Here is a 16,708-nt window from a genome sequence, read left to right on the forward strand (position 1 = left end):
CGGGGCCGCGGAGCCGTCGAGGCGAGATCAGGCCCGCTCGGCGATGATTTCCTTCCACTTGGCGGGGCCTGTCTGGTGTACCGAGGCGCCCTGGCTGTCGACCGCCACGGTGACCGGCATGTCCTCGACCTCGAACTCGTAGATCGCTTCCATGCCCAGGTCGGCGAAGCCCACCACGCGGGACTTCTTGATCGCCTGTGCCACCAGGTAGGCGGAGCCGCCCACGGCCATCAGGTAGACCGCCTTGTTGTCGCGGATCGCCTCGATGGCGGCCGGGCCGCGCTCGGCCTTGCCCACCATGCCCAGCAGGCCGGTCTCTTCCAGCATGGTGCGGGTGAACTTGTCCATACGCGTGGCGGTAGTCGGGCCCGCCGGACCTACCACCTCGTCGCCCACCGGATCCACCGGCCCGACGTAGTAGATGAAGCGACCTTTCATGTCGACTGGCAGTTCTTCGCCCTTGGCAAGCATGTCGACCATGCGCTTGTGGGCGGCATCGCGTCCGGTGAGCAGCTTGCCGTTGAGCAGCAGGGTATCGCCCGGCTGCCAGGTCTGCACTTCTTCCGGGGTGACCGTATCTAGGTTAACGCGCTTGACGTTGTCACCCGCCTCGCGGGTGATCTCCGGCCAGTCTTCCAGCTTGGGCACCGGCAGTGCCGCCGGGCCGGAGCCGTCCAGGGTGAAGTGCGCATGACGGGTGGCCGCGCAGTTGGGGATGATCGCCACCGGCTTGTTGGCGGCGTGGGTCGGGTAGTCCTTGACCTTGATGTCGAGCACCGTGGTCAGGCCGCCCAGGCCCTGGGCGCCGATACCGCTCTTGTTGACCTTGTCGAACAGCTCCAGACGCAGCTCCTCGGCACGGTTGGACGCGCCGCGCGCCTGCAGCTCCTGGATGTCGATGGGATCGAGCAGCGCCTCCTTGGCGATCTCCATGGCCTTCTCGGCGGTACCGCCGATGCCGATGCCGAGCATGCCGGGCGGACACCAGCCGGCGCCCATCTTGGGCAGCTGCTCGAGCACCCAGTCGACCACGCTGTCCGACGGGTTGAGCATGGCGAACTTGGACTTCGCCTCGCTGCCGCCACCCTTGGCCGCCACGTGGACCTCGACTTTGTCGCCGGGCACGATCTTGTGATGGATGATCGCCGGCGTGTTGTCGCCGGTGTTCTTGCGGGCGCCGTCCGGATCGGCCAGCACCGAGGCGCGCAGCACGTTGTCGGGCAACTGGTAGGCACGACGTACGCCCTCGTTGATCATGTCGTCGAGGCTCATCTCGGCGTCCCAGCGCACGTTCATGCCCACATGCACGAACACGGTGACGATGCCGGTGTCCTGACAGATCGGACGGTGGCCCATGGCGCACATGCGCGAGTTGATCAGAATCTGGGCGATGGCGTCCTTGGCCGCCGGGTTCTCCTCCCGCTCGTACGCCGCCGCCATGGCGTCGATGAAATCCTTGGGATGGTAGTAGGAGATGTACTGCAGGGCGTCGGCGACGCTCTGGATCAGATCGTCCTGGCGGATCACGGTCATGTGCAAGGAACTCCTCGGCAGTGTCGGCATGCCCGCTTCTGGATTCGCAAGCGCGAAGCGGCGGGCTCGAACGGTGGCGAATTATACCGTATCGCATCGTTGTCGACAGGGTTGTGCCGCCAAGGTCGTAGCTCTTCGTGTTTTAAATAAAAGGTAACGGTATAATGACTCTATGTGGGTTTGTCGCCACGGTTCTCCGCCTCTACGCTTGCAGTTAGCCCGTTCATGGACTCGACACCGCCTCGATCAAAGGAGCGATCATGCAACCCACCGTGTCTGATTTTATCATCTCCCGCTTGCGCGAATGGGGTGTGGAGCGGCTGTACGGCTACTCAGGCGACGGCATCAACGGTGTGATGTCCGCCCTGCGCCGCGCCGACGGCAATCCCCGCCTCATCCAGCCCCGCCACGAGGAAGTGGCCGCCTTCTTGGCCTGCGCCCATGCTAAGTTCAGCGACACGGTAGGCGTCTGTGTCGCCACTTCCGGCCCAGGTGCGGTGCACCTGCTCAACGGCCTCTATGATGCGCGCAAGGATCACATGCCCACCGTGGCCATCGTCGGCCAGCAGGCCCGCAAGAGCCTCGGGACCGACTACCAGCAGGAGCTGGACCTGATGGCGCTGTTCAAGGACGTCGCCAGCGAGTACGTGCAGATGGTCACCGAGCCAGCCCAGGCCCGCCACGTCATCGACCAGGCCATGCGCATCGCCACTGCCCGTCGCACCGTGACCTGCGTGATCCTGCCCAATGATGTGCAGGATTTGCCCATGGAGGATCCTCCCATGGAGCATGGCGCGGTGTTCTCCGGAGTCGGCTACCGCTTCCCCAGTCAGGTGCCGGCAACCGCCGACCTGGACACCGCAGCCGAAATCCTGAATTCAGGCAAGAAGGTCGCCATCCTAGCTGGTGCCGGGGTCAAGCATGCGCTTGACGAACTGATCCACGTAGCCGACCTGACCGGCGCCGGTATCGCCAAGGCGATCCTGGCCAAAACCATGGTGCCGGACGACCTGCCCGGCGTGACCGGCGCCATTGGCCTGCTTGGTACCGAGGCCAGCGACAAGATGATGAAGGAGTGCGATACCCTGCTGATGGTCGGCACCCGCTTCCCCTATGTGGAATTCCTGCCGGAGCCCGGCCAGGCACGTGCCGTTCAAATCGACGTGGTACCGGAAGCGCTGGGCATACGCTACCCCACCGAGATCAACCTGCACGGCGACGCTGGGGCCACACTGGCAGCCCTGGCCGAGCGCCTGGAACCAAAGGCCAACGACAAATGGCGCAAGAAGGTGCAGGGCTGGATCGACGACTGGTGGGAGAAGACCGAGGCCCGCGCCGCCACCGAGGCCTCACCGATCAACCCTCAGTTGGTGTTCCAGAGCCTCTCGTCACGGCTACCCGAGAATGTGATGCTCGCCTGCGACGTAGGCAGCGCCACCAAGCTGGTACGCGCGTAACCTGAAGATTCGCCGCGGCATGCTAGGGTCGGTTTCCGGCGGCCTGGCCTCCATGGGCAACGGCGTGCCCTACCTGATCGCCGCCAAGTTCTGCCACCCCAACCGGCCCGCCATCGCGCTAGTGGGTGACGGCGCCATGCAGATGCTCGGCAACAATGCCTTGATCACCCTGGCCAAATACTGGCAGGAGTGGGAAGACCCACGCTGCATCGTGCTGGTGCTCAACAACCACGATCTTAGCCAGGTGACTTGGGAGCAGCGCGTGATGGAGGGCGACCCCAAGTTCGACACCTCGCAGGAGCTGCCTGAGTTTCGCTACGACCAGTATGCCGAGCTGCTCGGCCTCAAGGGCCTGGTCATGCGCGAGCCCGACGACGTCGACCGGGTGTGGAACGAGGCACTCACCTCCGACCGCCCGGTGGTGATCAATGCCTATACCGACGGGGATATCGCGCCCCTGCCGCCGCACGTCGAGTTCGCGCAGGCCAAGAGCTACCTGGCATCTATGTTGAAAGGCGATTCGAGCGGCCTACACAGTGCCAAGCTTTCCGCCAAGCAGATGGGCCGCTCGTTGTTCAAGCGCAAGAACTAGCGGCAGCTTGCTGCCCTGCTCAAGATTTGTAGTTTGGGCAGGGTGAGCACAGCATGAAAGGATAACGGTATATTAACGTACAATTGGCCAAACTCCCTGGCACGTCGGGCAAAGATAGAGCCGACGCGAGGCGACCATCCGTCGCTCGATCGGCGTGCCGCAGGCGTGACAAGGCCTGCCGTCGCGCTCGAACACGGCAAAGCGGCACAGCCGAGGGCTCTCGCCCTGTCGTCGCGCCTTGATCACCCAATCGTTTCGATTGGTGGTACCGGCCTGGTCGTAGGCCTGCCGGGTGACGGCAAGAATGGTTCGCGCCAACCCTTCCAGCCGCTCGTCGCTCAGATCAACGACCCGGGCCGTGGGCGGCAGCCCGGCGAAGAAAAGAATTTCGGAGCGCAGGTAGTTGCCGATGCCGGCGAAAGGTGCCTGATCGAGCAGCAGCCCGCCCAGCCGACGGCGCACGAAGCGCGGCTCGCTCAAACGCGCCACGGCCAGCTCCGGCGTGACCCCGTGGGTCAGCAGGTCGGGGCCGAGACGGGAGAGAAACGGATGCTCGGCGAGCCGCTCGGCCGGCCACAGCGAAACGTCCGAGGCGCTGTAGAGGCTGGCCGAGCGCCCTTCCGCCGTCAGCCGTACGCGCAGCGAGCGCTCGGTATCGGGCTCGCGTTCGGCGTCGTGGAGCTTCCATACGCCGTAGAGCTGGTTGTGGCTGTAGAGCACGCGACCGTCGTCGAAGCGGGTCAGCAACGCCTTGCCCCAGCTGTCCACCGCCGTGACCTCTCGCCCCACCAGCGAGTCGGCCTCAGCGGCCAGTTCGGGGAAGGCGAACCACACGGACTCCAGCCGCCTGCCGGCAAGCTGCTCGTGCAGGCGGTCGGCGGCACGGCGAATCTCAGGGCCTTCGGGCATCGAGTGTTTCCTTAGTATCTTGCCCCGCTCGGGGCTGATCCGCGGGCAGGCCTGCGAGGAGGCGCTGTAAATACTTCCCTGTACGCTACCTTTGCCATCCCTGGCAAAAGACCTCCTCTTCGGCCTGCCCACGGCGCCCCTCGCTCCGTGGTGAGCAGCAGTCAATCAACGATGCCTACCCAAGCGCCAGCTGCCGCTCCTTCAGCTCATGCAGCCGGTCGCGCAGCCTGGCCGCCTCCTCGAACTCCAGGTTCTGGGCCGCCTCGAACATGGCGTCCTCGACACGCGCCACCTCCTTGGCCAGATCGGTCGGCGAGAGCTCGTTGAGGTCGTAGATCGCCGCACCCTCGGCCACCTTGCGCTCGCTGCGCCGCCCTTGCCCTTGCGCCCCGGCGCCTGCGCCGCCTCCATGATGTCGGCCACCGAGCGGGTCACGGTGGTGGGCGTGATGCCGTGCTTCTCGTTGTGGGCGATCTGCTTGGCGCGACGCCGCTCGGTCTCGTCGATGGCGCGACGCATGGAGTCGGTCACCCGGTCGGCGTAGAGGATCGCCTTGCCGTGGGCGTTGCGCGCCGCCCTGCCGATGGTCTGGATCAACGAGCGCTCGTTGCGCAGGAAGCCCTCCTTGTCCGCATCCAGGATCGCCACCAGCGACACCTCTGGGATGTCGAGTCCTTCGCGCAGCAGGTTGATGCCCACCAGCACGTCGAACTTGCCCAGGCGCAGGTCGCGTATGATCTCCACCCGCTCCACCGTGTCGATATCGGAGTGCAGGTAGCGCACCCGCACGTCATGCTCGTCAAGGTATTCGGTGAGGTCTTCGGCCATACGCTTGGTCAGGGTGGTGACCAGCACACGCTCGCCCACTTCGGCGCGTAGGCGGATCTCCGACAGCAGGTCATCGACCTGGGTAGTGGCCGGTCGCACTTCGATTTCGGGGTCAACCAGGCCGGTGGGGCGCACCACCTGCTCCACCACCTGGCCGGCGTGCTTGGCCTCGTAGGGGCCAGGTGTGGCCGAGACGAAGATCGTCTGCGGGCAGATGGCCTCCCACTCCTCGAAGGTCATCGGACGGTTGTCCAGCGCCGAGGGCAGGCGGAAACCGTATTCGACCAGCGTCTCCTTGCGCGAGCGGTCGCCTTTGTACATCCCCCGACCTGGGGAACGCTAACGTGTGACTCGTCGATGAACACCAGCGCATCGGACGGCAGGTAATCGAAGAAGGTGGGCGGCGGCTCGCCGGGTGCACGCCCCGAAAGATAGCGCGAGTAGTTCTCGATGCCGTTGCAATAGCCCAGCTCGTTCATCATCTCCAGATCATAGAGCGTGCGTTGCTCGAGTCGCTGGGCCTCCACCAGGCGGTCGTTCTTGCGCAGCCATTCGAGACGCTCGACCAGCTCGACTTTGATCGCCTCGGCGGCGGAGAGGATCGTCTCACGCGGCGTTACGTAGTGGCTCTTAGGATAGATTGTCATGCGCGGCACCTCGCCGCGGGTTTCGCCAGTGAGCGGATCGAACAGGCGGATCGAGTCGATCTCGTCGCCGAACAGCTCCACCCGTACCGCCTCCTCGTCGGAGTCGGCCGGATAGATGTCGATCACGTCACCGCGCACCCGGTAGGTAGCGCGCTTGAAGTCCATGTCATTGCGGGTGTATTGCAACTCCGCCAGGCGGCGCAGGAAGCTGCGCTGGTCGATCAGCTCGCCGCGAGTGAAGTGCAGGCGCATCTTCAGGTACTGGTCAGGATCGCCCAGGCCGTAGATCGCCGATACCGAGACCACGATCAGCGCATCGCGCCGCTCGAGCAGTGCCTTGGTCGCCGAGAGCCGCATCTGCTCGATGTGCTCGTTGATCGAGGCGTCCTTCTCGATGAAGGTGTCCGACGAGGGGACGTACGCCTCCGGCTGGTAGTAGTCGTAATAGGAGACGAAATACTCGATGGCGTTGTCGGGGAAGAACGACTTGAACTCGCCATAGAGCTGGGCGGCCAGGGTCTTGTTGGGCGCCATGACGATGGTGGGGCGCTGCAGCCGCTCCACCACGTTGGCCATGGTGAAGGTCTTGCCCGAGCCGGTCACGCCGAGCAGGGTCTGATGGGCCAGGCCCGCCTCCAGCCCCGTCACCAGGCCTTCGATGGCGGCAGGCTGGTCACCGGCGGGCTTGAACTTGGCATTCAGGCGAAACGGTTTGCTCATCTTGGCTCCGGCAACGCGCCGGGCGCCTCATGGCGCCCGGCAAGGATCATCTCCAGGCGGCTCGGGGCCGGCGGTGCAATGCGCCCCGCTCAGGCCTCGACCACATCGGCACTACGCGTGGTGACCTCCACGGTGGCACTGGTCATCAGGCGGTGAATCGGACACTTGTGGCTGATCTCCTCGAGCCGGGCACGCTGCTCGGCATCCTCGATGCCGTGGAAGGTCATCACCACTTCGAGTCGATAGATGCCCTTCTGTTCCTCGCTGTCGTCACGATTGACGGTAACGCTGATGCCTTCGAGGGGCCATTTCTTGCGCTGGGCGTACATCTGCGCAGTGATCGCCTTGCAAGCCCCGAGCGAGAGATCGAAAAAGTCGTGGGGGTCCGAGCACTGCCCTCGCCGCCGTAGGCCTTGGGCACATCGACGTAGAGATCCTCGAACCCTTCGATCTGCACCTGCTGGCGAAAAATCCGGTTGCGCTCACTGACAATCTGGATGGTCTGTTTCATTCTGCGTAATTCCGCTATTTGACGACGATGGGAAGGCCCAGGGATTCGATGGCACGCCGCAGCGTCTCGCGGCTGGCCCGGCCTTCGACGTCGGCTCCATGGCGACCTACCTCAGCACTCTCGACGCCATCCACCATCATCAGGGCTTCGGTGATACGATTGATCTGTTCGGCGTTTTCCACCCCTGTGAAGCTCAGCGACACCTGTGCCATGGACGACTCCCGTTCCTAAGCATAACGAAAGAACAGTCTAACATGGCTACTAGGGAGCGGCAGCCGCTTGCAATGTCGCAGCACCGGCCGCATACCTTGAATACCCACCCCTGAACACGACCTGGAGCCACAGGCAATGAGTGACTGGATGACCGCCCTGGGCGGACGGCGAGTGAGCGACGAACGCGTGGAGTTCGACACCCCCGACCCGGCTAGAGCCGCCCTGGAAGGCACCGTGACCAGCCCGCTGGTCCACCTCGCCATGCTTGACGTGGCCGGCGCGGGCGCCGCCAAGCTGCTGCAGGGGCAAACCAGCGCACAGGTCGAACTGGCTGACGGCCACTTTGCACCGCTGACCAGCTTCTGCACCGCCAAGGGGCGCATGCTGGCCAATGCCCAGCTGCTGCGCATCACCCCCGAACGCTACCGGCTGATCCTTCACCGCGGCCTGGCACAGCCGCTGCGCCAGCATCTGGCGAAGTTTGCCCCGTTCTACAAGTGCGAACTGCAGGTGCGTGACGACCTCGCGCTGGTGGGGCTGATCGGCCGAGAGGCCCAGGCGCTGGCGGAGGTGCGCTGCGACCTGGTTCCCCCGGACTCTGGCACCAGGCGGGCGATGAAACCTTGCAGCTGCTTGCCCACCCGGGGCCCCAGCCGCGGCTGCTGATCTGCCTGCCCGAGGCGCAGGCAGCAGCGCTGGTCGCCCAACTGGCCGCACAGGCTCCGCTGGTGGGCAATGCGGTGTGGTGCCTGCAGGACATCCAGGCGGGACTCGCCTGGCTGACGCCGGCGCATCAGGATGCCCTGCTGCCGCAGATGATCAACTGGGAGGCGCTGGGCGGGGTGAGCTTCAAGAAGGGCTGCTATACCGGGCAAGAGGTGGTAGCCAGAGCGCATTTCCGCGGCCAGGTGAAGAAGCGCCTGTCGCGCGCCCAACTGGAGGGGAGCAAGTGCCGCCCCTGGGCGCCAGCGTGCTCGATGCAGAGGGCAAGAGCGCCGGCGAGGTAGTGGCCGCCGAGCTTGACGCCTACGGCCAGGCCGAGATCCTGGCGGTGCTGAGCACCCGCGACCATGCCGAACCGCTCAGGGTCGAAGGGCAGCCAGCCAAGCTATTGAAGCTTCCCTACTCCATCGAACGCGTCGACCCTGAGAGCCTGGCCCAGCGGGCCGGCTAGGCGAGCCCGAAGATTCGCTTGGCGGTTGCCGTACTCTGCGCGGCAATCGCCTCGGTCGAGACATTCCGCAGCTTGGCCACCATATCGCATACCTGGTCGATGCGGACCGGCTCGTTGCGTCGGCCCTGGTAGCCGCACAGTGGCATGTCGGGGCTGTCGGTTTCCAGCACGAAGCCATCCTCTGGCAGGCTCTTCACGGCGCGCCACAGGCGCTGCGCCCGCTCATAGGTCACCGCCCCGCCCAGTCCCACCACGAACCCCAGGTCGAGAAACTTCCAGGCCTGGTCCGGCGAGCCGGCAAAAGCATGTATCAGGCCGCCGGCCGGCAGGTCGAGCTCACGCAGCCGCTTGGACACCTTGTCGTTGGCATGCACGCAGTGGATGACCACCGGCAGCTGGCGCGTCTTGGCCAGCCGCAGCTGGGCATTGAACAGCTCCCACTGGGCCTCCAGCGTCTCCTCGAAACGGGCATCGATACCGCACTCGCCTACCCCCTTCACCTCGGGGTGGGCGTCGAGCGCCTGGGCGAGCGCCTCCACGTCCTCCTCGCCATGTTCGCCGATGAAACAGGGATGCAGGCCCAGGCTGATGCTGACGTCGGGCCGCTCGCCCAGTGCCAGCACGTTTGGCCAGCGCTTGCGCGTGGTGCCGGGCACCATGAAGTGGCCCACCCCGGCGGCCCTGGCCCTCTTGAACATCGCCTCACGGTCGGCGTCGAAGTCGGGAAAGTCCAGGTGACAGTGGGCATCGATCAACATGGCGCCTCCATGGCTAGCTATCAGTGCTCCCGGGTCGCGGCAAAGCGGATCTCGGGCCAGCGTTCCTGAGTCATCTGCAGATTGACCCTCGTGGGGGCAATGTAGGTCAGGTAGCCACCGCCATCCAGCGCCAGGTTGGCGCTCGCCTTGCGCTTGAATTCCTCTAGCTTCTTGGCATCGTCGCTGTAGATCCAGCGGGCGGTCTGCACGTTGACCGGCTGGTAGACGCAGTCGACCTTGTACTCTTCCTTGAGCCGGTGGGCGACTACGTCAAACTGCAGGGTACCCACGGCGCCCAGGATCAGGTCGTTGTTGTCCAACGGCTGGAACAGCTGGGTGGCCCCCTCCTCGGAGAGCTGCTGCAAGCCTTTCTGCAGCGCCTTGAGCTTCAGCGGATCCTTGAGCTGCACGCGCTTGAACAGCTCCGGGGCGAAGTGGGGAATGCCGGTGAAGCGCATCTCCTCACCCATGGTGAAAGTATCGCCGATCTGGATGGTACCGTGGTTGTGCAGACCAATGATGTCGCCTGGCCAGGCCTCCTCAACGTGGGCGCGGTCGGCGGCCATGAAGGTCAGAGCGTCGGCGATCTTGACGTCCTTGCCGATGCGCACATGACGCATCTTCATGTTTTTCTCGTACTTGCCCGAACAGACGCGCAGGAAGGCGATGCGATCGCGGTGCTTGGGGTCCATGTTGGCCTGTATCTTGAACACGAAGCCGGTGAAGCGGCTGTCGCCAGCCTCGACGGAGCGGGTATCGGTCTCGCGGGGCTGCGGCGGCGGCGCGTATTCAACGAAGCCATCCAGCATCTCGCGCACGCCGAAGTTGCCCATGGCGGTACCGAAATAGACCGGGGTCAGCTCGCCGCGCCGGTAGGCATCGAGATCGAACTCATGCGAGGCACCACGCACCAGCTCGACCTCCATGCGCAGCTCCTCGGCCGCCTCCGCACCGAGCACTGCATCGACTTCGGGGCTGTCGAGCCCCTGGATGCGCTTGTCATCGGGAATGCGGTTGCCCTGCCCCTGGGTATAGAGATGAATCACATCGTTGTAGAGGTGGTAGACGCCCTTGAAATGACGCCCCATGCCGATCGGCCAGGTCATCGGCGCACACTGGATGTTGAGCACCGTTTCGACTTCGTCCATTACCTCGATAGGGTCGCGGATGTCGCGGTCCATCTTGTTGACGAAGGTGAGAATGGGCGTGGTGCGCAGACGACACACCTCCATCAGCTTGATGGTGCGATCCTCGACGCCCTTGGCACCGTCGATCACCATCAGCGCGGAGTCGACTGCCGTCAGGGTACGGTAGGTGTCCTCGGAGAAGTCCTCGTGGCCCGGCGTGTCGAGCAGGTTGACGATGCGCCCGCCATAGGGAAACTGCATCACCGAGGTGGTCACCGAGATGCCGCGCTCCTGCTCCATCTTCATCCAGTCGGAGGTGGCGTGGCGGTCGTTGCGCTTGCTCTTCACCGACCCGGCAAGCTGGATCGCATTTCCGAACAGCAGCATCTTCTCGGTGATGGTGGTTTTGCCCGCATCGGGGTGCGAGATGATCGCGAAGGTTCTACGCAGCCCGACTTCCCGGGCTAGGTCGGCATCAGACATCAGGGTAAGATTCGTCGTCATGGCACCGGTCATCGGTGCGTGGGTGTCAAGTGCCCGCATTCTACGGCTTTGCCCGACCGAGGTGTAGGGCAAGTCTCGCCCAAGGTGGCAAACGGCACGCCACGACCCCGTGTCACGGTATCATGGGCAACGCCCTGCCTGGAGTCGTCATGCCTTCCGCCCCCTTTGCCGCTGCCCCTCTCCACGCCCAGCCACAACCTGATCCGTCTGACGATCATTCGTGGCATCACCTGGATGGGGTTTCTTGCCGCCGTCATCATCGGGATCGAATGGCTGGATTTCCAGCTTGAAGTGCTGCCGGTGATCGGCGTGATCGCCAGCATGGGGCTATTGAACCTGTTCACCTGGTGGCGCCTGGATCGACAGTGGGCCGTACGTCACAGCGAGTATGTCGTTCATCTGCTGGCCGATATCGCGGCGCTGACGGTGTTGTTCTATTTCACCGGCGGCTCCACCAATCCCTTCATCAACTACTACCTGGTGCCGGTCACCATCGCTGCAGCCACCCTGCCCTGGCGCCATGCCTGGTTCATCGCCTCGGCCGCCATGGCCGCCTATACCCTGCTGATGCTGGACTACCGGCCGGTGCCCCAGCTTGACCATCACGGCGGCGACGTGAATCTGCACGTGGTCGGCATGTGGCTCAACTTCGCCCTCTCCGCCGGCCTGGTGGCTTATTTCATCGTCAAGATGGCCAACGCCCTGCGCAGCCGAGAGCAGGCCCTGTCGCAGACCCGCGAAGCGGCGTTGCGCAACGAGCAGATCGTGGCCGTAGCCACCCAGGCCGCCGGTACCGCCCATGAGCTGGGCACGCCGCTGTCGACCATGGCCGTACTGCTCAGTGACATGCGCGAGGATGCGCATGGCAACGCCCAGTTGGTAAAGGACATCGACCTGCTGCGCCAGCAGGTCGATGTGTGCAAGACGAGGCTGCGCGACCTGGTGCGCAGCGCCGAAAGGCAGCGCCTGTCCAACCCCGAGGCGTGCGATGCCCGCGACTGGCTGACGGGCGTGATCCAGCGCTGGCTGGTGCTGCGTCCGGACGTCAGCCATGTAGTGGATATCGCCTCGCAGCAGGGCACGCCTTGGCTCAAGGTCGACGCCACCCTGGACCAGGCCATCACCAACCTGCTCAACAATGCCGCCGACGCCAATCCGGACAACATCCAGATCCGGCTGGACTGGAACGCCGAGGAAGTGGTCATCGACATTCGTGACCACGGCCCCGGCGTGGCGCTGGAGATTGCCGATCGCCTTGGCGAAACTTTCGTCTCGACCAAGAGCAAGGGGCTAGGGATTGGACTGTTCTTGACCCACGCCACCATCAACCGCTTCGGAGGTGTGGTAAGCCTATATAACCACCCGGACGGAGGGACACTGACCGAAGTGATCCTGCCGCTCGGAGACACATAACACATCATTGAAGCTTGAAAAATTATAGAAGCAAGTCATGAGCGATGCGACGAGGATGCCATGCAAGACGCTGAAACCCGGCTGTTAATAGTCGACGACGACGAAATGTTCTGCCACGTGCTGTCACGCGCCATGGCAAGGCGCGGCTATGACGTGCTGGTGGCCCACGATGCCGATCAGGCCCTTGAGCTAGCGCAGCGCCACCGTCCGGGGCTGGCCACGCTGGATCTCAAGCTCGAGCACAGCTCCGGCCTGAAGCTGCTGCCGGAACTGCTGGCCATCGTGCCGGGCTGTCGCGTCGTGGTGCTGACCGGCTACTCCAGCATCGCCACCGCCGTGGAAGCCATCAAGCTGGGTGCAGTCAACTACCTGTGCAAACCGGCCGACGCCGAGGAGATCCTGGTGGCGCTGGGCCGGGAGGGCGGAGACCCTGATGCTGAAGTCGCCGAGGCCCTGCCCTCCATCAACCGCATCGCCTGGGAGCATATCCAGAAGGTACTGCAGGAGCACGACGGCAACATTTCTGCCACTGCCCGTGCCTTGGGCATGCATCGCCGCACGCTGCAGCGCAAGCTGCAAAAACGCCCGGTGCGGCGCTGATTACTGGGCCGTCCAGCCCAGGTCGATGTTCCAGCTCGAGCCGGTCACCGCACCGGCCGCATCCGACGCCAGGTAGGCAACCAGGCCGGATACCTCTTCCGGCTGGATGAGCCGCTTGACCGCCGCGTTCTTGAGCATGACCTGCTCGACCACCTGCTGCTCGTCCATGCCGTGCAGCCGCGCCTGGTCGGCGATCTGGTTCTCCACCAGCGGCGTCTTGACGTAGGCCGGACAAATGGCATTCACGGTGATGCCCTGCGCCCCACCCTCCAGCGCTGCCGTCTTGGTCAGGCCGATCATGCCGTGCTTGGCACTGATGTAGGCAGACTTGCCCGGTGACGCTACCTGCGCGTGCACCGAGGCGATATTGATGACCCGGCCCCAGCCATTCTGACGCATGGACGGCCATACCGCCTGCGTGAGCAGAAAGGAGCCGTCAGCATCAGGTCGATGATCTGGCGCCACTTGGCCTCGGGGAACTCCTCCAACGGAGCGACATGCTGGATCCCGGCATTGTTGACCAGGATGTCCACCCGGCCGAAGCGCTTGAGCGCCTCCGCTACGGCGGCCTTGCAAGCCTCACCATCGGCCAGGTCGGCCTGGAAGAACGCCGCTCCCACCGCCTCGGCCTTTTCCCTTGCCTGTTCGTTGTAGTCCACCGCCAGCACCTGGTGCCCCATCTCGCGGAATTGGCGAACCACGGCCTCGCCAATGCCACTGGCGGTTCCGGTGACCAGAGCGACGCGAGGCGCAGGATTAGTTGGATTGGTCATCGACACGTTCCTTCTACAAGGCTGAATGAGTGGGCCAAAGCCATATCAGCATAAGCCGCTACTGCACCGCACACCAGCGCCCCGGATCATGCCGGTGGCGCCAGCACCTTGTCCATCAGCCGCTGGGCAAGGCGGCTGGCCTCCTGGAGCGACTCGATATCGCTCAGGTCATCGAGCAGCTCGCAGCGCCAGCACCATTGCGTCGCATCGAGCCGCTCCGCCATGAACGGGTAGCGCCCAGAGGAAGCATGAAATCACACGGCCCCTCTTCGTTCGGCATGGCGGCCGTTGCGTCACCCGGCAGCAGCACCAGCGACAGCGATACCGGGGTCACCAAGGCACCCGCCAGGTAGCGCCCAGGAGCGGTTTCCGCCTCCTCAAGCAGCAGTTCCTGAAAGCACAGCGCATCGCAGGTCAGGCGCGGGTTGTAGTTCGGCGAACCCTTGAAGGCGTCGCTGCGCTCGCGCTGCCAGGCCTTGGCCAGTTGGAAGAGGCGTTGGTATTGGTCGTGTGTCAGGCTCTGCATGGTCGTAACCTCGTGGCGTGGACTGGGGCGCTGCGATCGGTTCGGCAGCCTAGGCGTTGGCTGCTATTCTGGCAATTCCCCTGTGACGAGGAACGCCCATGCTCCCTTTACAGCGACTCGAACTGGCCGTCTCGATCGCCCGGGAAGCCGGAGACGCCATTGCTGAAGCACGACGCCGACAGGTCTTCGGCTCCGCTACAAGCGGGACCATGAGCTGGTTACCGACGTCGACTTCGCTGTCGACACCCTGATCAGTGAACGTCTTGCCGCCAGCCTGCCCGACGAGCCCCGCCTCAGCGAGGAGCTATCGCCGGATCCTCAAGTCATGCGCGATGCCGAGTCGCTGTGGGTCATCGATCCCATCGACGGCACCGTCAATTTCGCCCATGGCCTGCACCACGTGTGCGTTTCGATTGCCTGGGTCAGCGAAGGCAAGGCTCGGCTCGGGGTCGTGCACGCCCCATTTCTCAACGAAACCTACACGGCGCTATGCGGCCAGGGCGCCTGGTGCAACGGCAAGTCGATCCATGCCAGCCGCACGGGCAACATGGCGCGCAGCCTGGTGGGCACCGGCTTCCCCTATCGCCGGGACAGCCGCCCCCTTGATGCGGCGCCTCATGGCAGTGCTGGAACACTGTCAGGATGTCCGCCGTAACGGCTCGGCGGCGCTGGACCTGTGCGATGTGGCGTGCGGGCGCCTCGATGCCTACTACGAAAGCGTCTCGCCTTGGGACTTTGCCGCCGGGCTGCTGATCGCCCGTGAAGCCGGAGCCCGAACGGGACACCTCTACCCCTGTCCCGACGGCATACCGGAAGACTTGTACGGCGAGAACATCCTGGTAGCGAGCCCCGAACTCTTCGATGAAATGAAGGAACTCTTGCGCGCAGCGGACGCCAACGCGCTGCCCTTGTCCTGATCACGAGGGCCTGACACCGCCCGCGATAGCTCACTGCAATGGACCGGCTAGCAGCCTGCTGTTGGAGAGCAAGGCCTGGCTGGGCCACAATAGTGTCGAATTCCACTGGAGACTTGCCATGTTCGTCGTCATCTTCGGTCGCCCCGGCTGCCCCTTCTGTGTTCGCGCCCAGGCCCTCGCCGAGCGCCTGGAAAGCGCCGGTGCCATCGAGGGACATCGCTATGTTGATATCTGGGCGGAAGGCATCAGCAAGGCCGACCTGGAAAAGACCATTGGCAAACCCGTGAGTACCGTGCCACAAGTCTTCGTCGACCAGACGCACGTAGGAGGCTTCACCGAGTTCGATCAGTACGTGAGAGAAAAGGCCCTGCTAGCCTGATCCTGGCCGCTTGGCGTCGAACGGGCAGTGCTCATTCGCCCTGCTTGGTAGGCGCCTTGGCATTCCTCGAGCACCATTGCTCAGGCATCATTCTTCAAGCACTATTCTTCAAGCACTATTCCTAGTACCTCCCCCAAACCATTCGATTCATGCAACTTTCCTCAGGCAACTTCGCTGGGACTCCTCCCTGCGCCTGAGGCGTCCGCCACTGATGACGTGTCGCTCTCCCGTGCAGCGTTCATGCTGCGTTGAACGTCCTGACGCCGTTGAAAGCCGTTTGCCACCACCTCCTATACTGACGCCTAAGTAGGCGCATCAGGACATAAGGACGGCGCGATGCAACGGCAAGAATTCATCCAACAGCTCTGGCTCGACTATATCCACCACCATCCGGATATCGGAGCCCTGCGCCTGTGGCCACTCGAGACGCCGGCGGAATACCTGGTGCTACTCACCCTCAATCGCACACCCTTTGCAGTGGCAGACCTGCTGCCGACGCTAGGGCATCTTGGCTATCGTCCCATGCAGCGCTTTGCCATGGCCGACCGGGGCCTGCTGATCTGCCTGCTGGCACCACCCGACGAAGGCGCCTGGCTGGTGTTGGCCGAGCTACAGCTGGGGGCGCTCTCTCGCGAACCCAGGGAGGCCCTGGCGCGCCTCGTGACGACCAGTCACCCCAAGGATACCCGCGGCAAGAACCTGCTGTGTCGCGGACGCCCGTGGGATATGCCGGACTGGCCTACCTACCGCCTCGTCAACCAGGCGCACCCGCTGGCTGGCTGGCTCTCGGTGATGGGTCCGGGAATGCATCATGCGGGCTTCGATTGCGAGCAACTGGGCATGGCGCTGGAGGAGTTGAACACCAAGCTTGAGCAGACGGGCCTGAAGGGCAGCGACGATCATCGCCACAGTGTCTTTCCCGTCTCACCGATCCTCCAGTACCGCTTTTATCCCACCAGCTCGCGCCGGCTGGCTTTTGCCGAAGGCGATGAACATCGCATCTGCCTGGGCGGCCTGGCGCTGGTACAAAAACGGCTCAATGGCCACCATGAGCGGGCAGTGGAGGCTCTCTTGCCGCCGCATACCCGCTGCGAGATGGCTTGATCCCTTGAGAGGTTATCCACAGA

15 protein-coding genes and 4 pseudogenes are annotated in these 16,708 nt (G+C 64.1%); 10 read left to right on the forward strand and 9 right to left on the reverse strand.

The annotated features are described in order from the left end of the window. Positions 1-27: 27 nt before the first annotated feature. Positions 28-1,533, reverse strand: a complete 1,506-nt coding sequence (locus ACUDAL_RS07840) for a fumarate hydratase (protein ID WP_444677737.1) — start codon at positions 1,531-1,533, stop codon at positions 28-30. Positions 1,534-1,793: 260 nt separating this feature from the next. Here ACUDAL_RS07840 and ACUDAL_RS07845 point away from each other — a divergent pair, with 260 nt between their 5' ends. Both ACUDAL_RS07845 and ACUDAL_RS07850 read left to right on the forward strand, forming a co-directional pair. Continuing rightward, the gene (locus tag ACUDAL_RS07845) at positions 1,794-2,990 is read left to right on the forward strand and encodes a thiamine pyrophosphate-binding protein (protein ID WP_444677738.1); all 1,197 of its coding nucleotides are present in this window, start codon (positions 1,794-1,796) and stop codon (positions 2,988-2,990) included. Between the two features lie 19 nt (positions 2,991-3,009). Continuing rightward, entirely contained in the window at positions 3,010-3,582 is a 573-nt protein-coding gene (locus ACUDAL_RS07850) for a thiamine pyrophosphate-dependent enzyme (protein WP_444677739.1), read from the forward strand. 72 nt (positions 3,583-3,654) lie between these two features. On the opposite strand, the gene nei is transcribed toward ACUDAL_RS07850, so the two are convergent. The 4 genes and pseudogenes from nei to ACUDAL_RS07870 all read right to left on the reverse strand — a co-directional run bounded on the left by nei (position 3,655) and on the right by ACUDAL_RS07870 (position 7,409). After that, positions 3,655-4,491: an endonuclease VIII gene (nei, locus tag ACUDAL_RS07855; protein ID WP_444677740.1), complete on the reverse strand. Its 837-nt coding sequence runs from the start codon at positions 4,489-4,491 to the stop codon at positions 3,655-3,657. Positions 4,492-4,666: 175 nt separating this feature from the next. Then, a pseudogene (gene uvrB, locus ACUDAL_RS07860) lies at positions 4,667-6,686 on the reverse strand (excinuclease ABC subunit UvrB). Between the two features lie 89 nt (positions 6,687-6,775). Further along, positions 6,776-7,197: pseudogene (locus ACUDAL_RS07865) on the reverse strand (OsmC family protein). 14 nt (positions 7,198-7,211) lie between these two features. Next, a complete protein-coding gene (locus tag ACUDAL_RS07870) occupies positions 7,212-7,409 on the reverse strand; it encodes a hypothetical protein (protein WP_444677741.1) in 198 nt (65 codons plus the stop codon). A 136-nt stretch (positions 7,410-7,545) separates the two neighbouring features. Between ACUDAL_RS07870 and ACUDAL_RS07875 the strand changes: the two genes are divergently transcribed. The 3 genes from ACUDAL_RS07875 to ACUDAL_RS07885 are packed head-to-tail and all read left to right on the forward strand — an operon-like array spanning position 7,546 to position 8,584. Continuing rightward, positions 7,546-8,076 (forward strand): hypothetical protein, encoded by a 531-nt coding sequence (locus tag ACUDAL_RS07875; RefSeq protein ID WP_444677742.1) that lies wholly within the window; start codon positions 7,546-7,548, stop codon positions 8,074-8,076. After that, positions 8,034-8,417, forward strand: a complete 384-nt coding sequence (gene ygfZ, locus ACUDAL_RS07880; protein WP_444677743.1) for a CAF17-like 4Fe-4S cluster assembly/insertion protein YgfZ — start codon at positions 8,034-8,036, stop codon at positions 8,415-8,417. The genes ACUDAL_RS07875 and ygfZ overlap by 43 nt, the downstream gene beginning before the upstream one ends. Then, entirely contained in the window at positions 8,381-8,584 is a 204-nt protein-coding gene (locus ACUDAL_RS07885) for a hypothetical protein (RefSeq protein ID WP_444677744.1), read from the forward strand. The genes ygfZ and ACUDAL_RS07885 overlap by 37 nt, the downstream gene beginning before the upstream one ends. Here ACUDAL_RS07885 and ACUDAL_RS07890 read toward each other — a convergent pair. Both ACUDAL_RS07890 and ACUDAL_RS07895 read right to left on the reverse strand, forming a co-directional pair. Further along, positions 8,581-9,342 (reverse strand): TatD family hydrolase, encoded by a 762-nt coding sequence (locus ACUDAL_RS07890; RefSeq protein ID WP_444677745.1) that lies wholly within the window; start codon positions 9,340-9,342, stop codon positions 8,581-8,583. The genes ACUDAL_RS07885 and ACUDAL_RS07890 overlap by 4 nt on opposite strands. Positions 9,343-9,362: 20 nt before the next feature. Then, complete coding sequence (locus tag ACUDAL_RS07895) at positions 9,363-10,952, reverse strand: peptide chain release factor 3 (RefSeq protein WP_444679336.1); 1,590 nt, start codon at positions 10,950-10,952, stop codon at positions 9,363-9,365. A 186-nt stretch (positions 10,953-11,138) separates the two neighbouring features. Between ACUDAL_RS07895 and ACUDAL_RS07900 the strand changes: the two genes are divergently transcribed. Both ACUDAL_RS07900 and ACUDAL_RS07905 read left to right on the forward strand, forming a co-directional pair. Continuing rightward, positions 11,139-12,386 carry an ATP-binding protein gene (locus ACUDAL_RS07900; RefSeq protein WP_444677746.1) on the forward strand — a complete coding sequence of 416 codons (1,248 nt, stop codon included), beginning with the start codon at positions 11,139-11,141 and terminating at the stop codon, positions 12,384-12,386. A 60-nt stretch (positions 12,387-12,446) separates the two neighbouring features. Next, positions 12,447-12,986: a response regulator transcription factor gene (locus ACUDAL_RS07905; RefSeq protein ID WP_444677747.1), complete on the forward strand. Its 540-nt coding sequence runs from the start codon at positions 12,447-12,449 to the stop codon at positions 12,984-12,986. On the opposite strand, the pseudogene ACUDAL_RS07910 reads toward ACUDAL_RS07905, so the two are convergent. Together ACUDAL_RS07910 and hybE are read right to left on the reverse strand one after the other, a co-directional pair. Then, positions 12,987-13,759 (reverse strand): annotated as a pseudogene (locus tag ACUDAL_RS07910) (3-hydroxybutyrate dehydrogenase). It lies immediately after the preceding gene. 163 nt (positions 13,760-13,922) lie between these two features. Then, the gene (hybE, locus tag ACUDAL_RS07915; protein ID WP_444677748.1) at positions 13,923-14,285 is read right to left on the reverse strand and encodes a [NiFe]-hydrogenase assembly chaperone HybE; all 363 of its coding nucleotides are present in this window, start codon (positions 14,283-14,285) and stop codon (positions 13,923-13,925) included. A 98-nt stretch (positions 14,286-14,383) separates the two neighbouring features. On the opposite strand from hybE, the pseudogene ACUDAL_RS07920 reads away from it, so the two are divergent. From ACUDAL_RS07920 to ACUDAL_RS07930, 3 genes and pseudogenes are all read left to right on the forward strand, one after another. Next, positions 14,384-15,202 (forward strand): annotated as a pseudogene (locus ACUDAL_RS07920) (inositol monophosphatase family protein). A 118-nt stretch (positions 15,203-15,320) separates the two neighbouring features. Continuing rightward, entirely contained in the window at positions 15,321-15,581 is a 261-nt protein-coding gene (locus ACUDAL_RS07925; RefSeq protein WP_444677749.1) for a GrxA family glutaredoxin, read from the forward strand. A gap of 336 nt (positions 15,582-15,917) precedes the next feature. Continuing rightward, positions 15,918-16,685, forward strand: a complete 768-nt coding sequence (locus ACUDAL_RS07930) for a DUF1338 domain-containing protein (RefSeq protein ID WP_444677750.1) — start codon at positions 15,918-15,920, stop codon at positions 16,683-16,685. Positions 16,686-16,708: the final 23 nt, after the last annotated feature.

Origin of the sequence: Halomonas sp. E19, from assembly GCF_052439355.1 — a bacterium.
In the GTDB taxonomy this organism is placed as follows: domain Bacteria; phylum Pseudomonadota; class Gammaproteobacteria; order Pseudomonadales; family Halomonadaceae; genus Halomonas.

Excerpts from the sequence above, each read along its gene's own strand:
- ACUDAL_RS07840 (WP_444677737.1), bottom strand. The coding sequence starts at position 1,533 with ATGACCGTGATCCGCCAGGACGATCTGATCCAGAGCGTCGCCGACGCC.
- ACUDAL_RS07845 (WP_444677738.1), top strand. The coding sequence starts at position 1,794 with ATGCAACCCACCGTGTCTGATTTTATCATCTCCCGCTTGCGCGAATGG.
- ACUDAL_RS07850 (WP_444677739.1), top strand. The coding sequence starts at position 3,010 with ATGCTAGGGTCGGTTTCCGGCGGCCTGGCCTCCATGGGCAACGGCGTG.
- nei (WP_444677740.1), bottom strand. The coding sequence starts at position 4,491 with ATGCCCGAAGGCCCTGAGATTCGCCGTGCCGCCGACCGCCTGCACGAG.
- ACUDAL_RS07870 (WP_444677741.1), bottom strand. The coding sequence starts at position 7,409 with ATGGCACAGGTGTCGCTGAGCTTCACAGGGGTGGAAAACGCCGAACAG.
- ACUDAL_RS07875 (WP_444677742.1), top strand. The coding sequence starts at position 7,546 with ATGAGTGACTGGATGACCGCCCTGGGCGGACGGCGAGTGAGCGACGAA.
- ACUDAL_RS07890 (WP_444677745.1), bottom strand. The coding sequence starts at position 9,342 with ATGTTGATCGATGCCCACTGTCACCTGGACTTTCCCGACTTCGACGCC.
- ACUDAL_RS07895 (WP_444679336.1), bottom strand. The coding sequence starts at position 10,952 with ATGTCTGATGCCGACCTAGCCCGGGAAGTCGGGCTGCGTAGAACCTTC.
- ACUDAL_RS07905 (WP_444677747.1), top strand. The coding sequence starts at position 12,447 with ATGCAAGACGCTGAAACCCGGCTGTTAATAGTCGACGACGACGAAATG.
- hybE (WP_444677748.1), bottom strand. The coding sequence starts at position 14,285 with ATGCAGAGCCTGACACACGACCAATACCAACGCCTCTTCCAACTGGCC.
- ACUDAL_RS07925 (WP_444677749.1), top strand. The coding sequence starts at position 15,321 with ATGTTCGTCGTCATCTTCGGTCGCCCCGGCTGCCCCTTCTGTGTTCGC.
- ACUDAL_RS07930 (WP_444677750.1), top strand. The coding sequence starts at position 15,918 with ATGCAACGGCAAGAATTCATCCAACAGCTCTGGCTCGACTATATCCAC.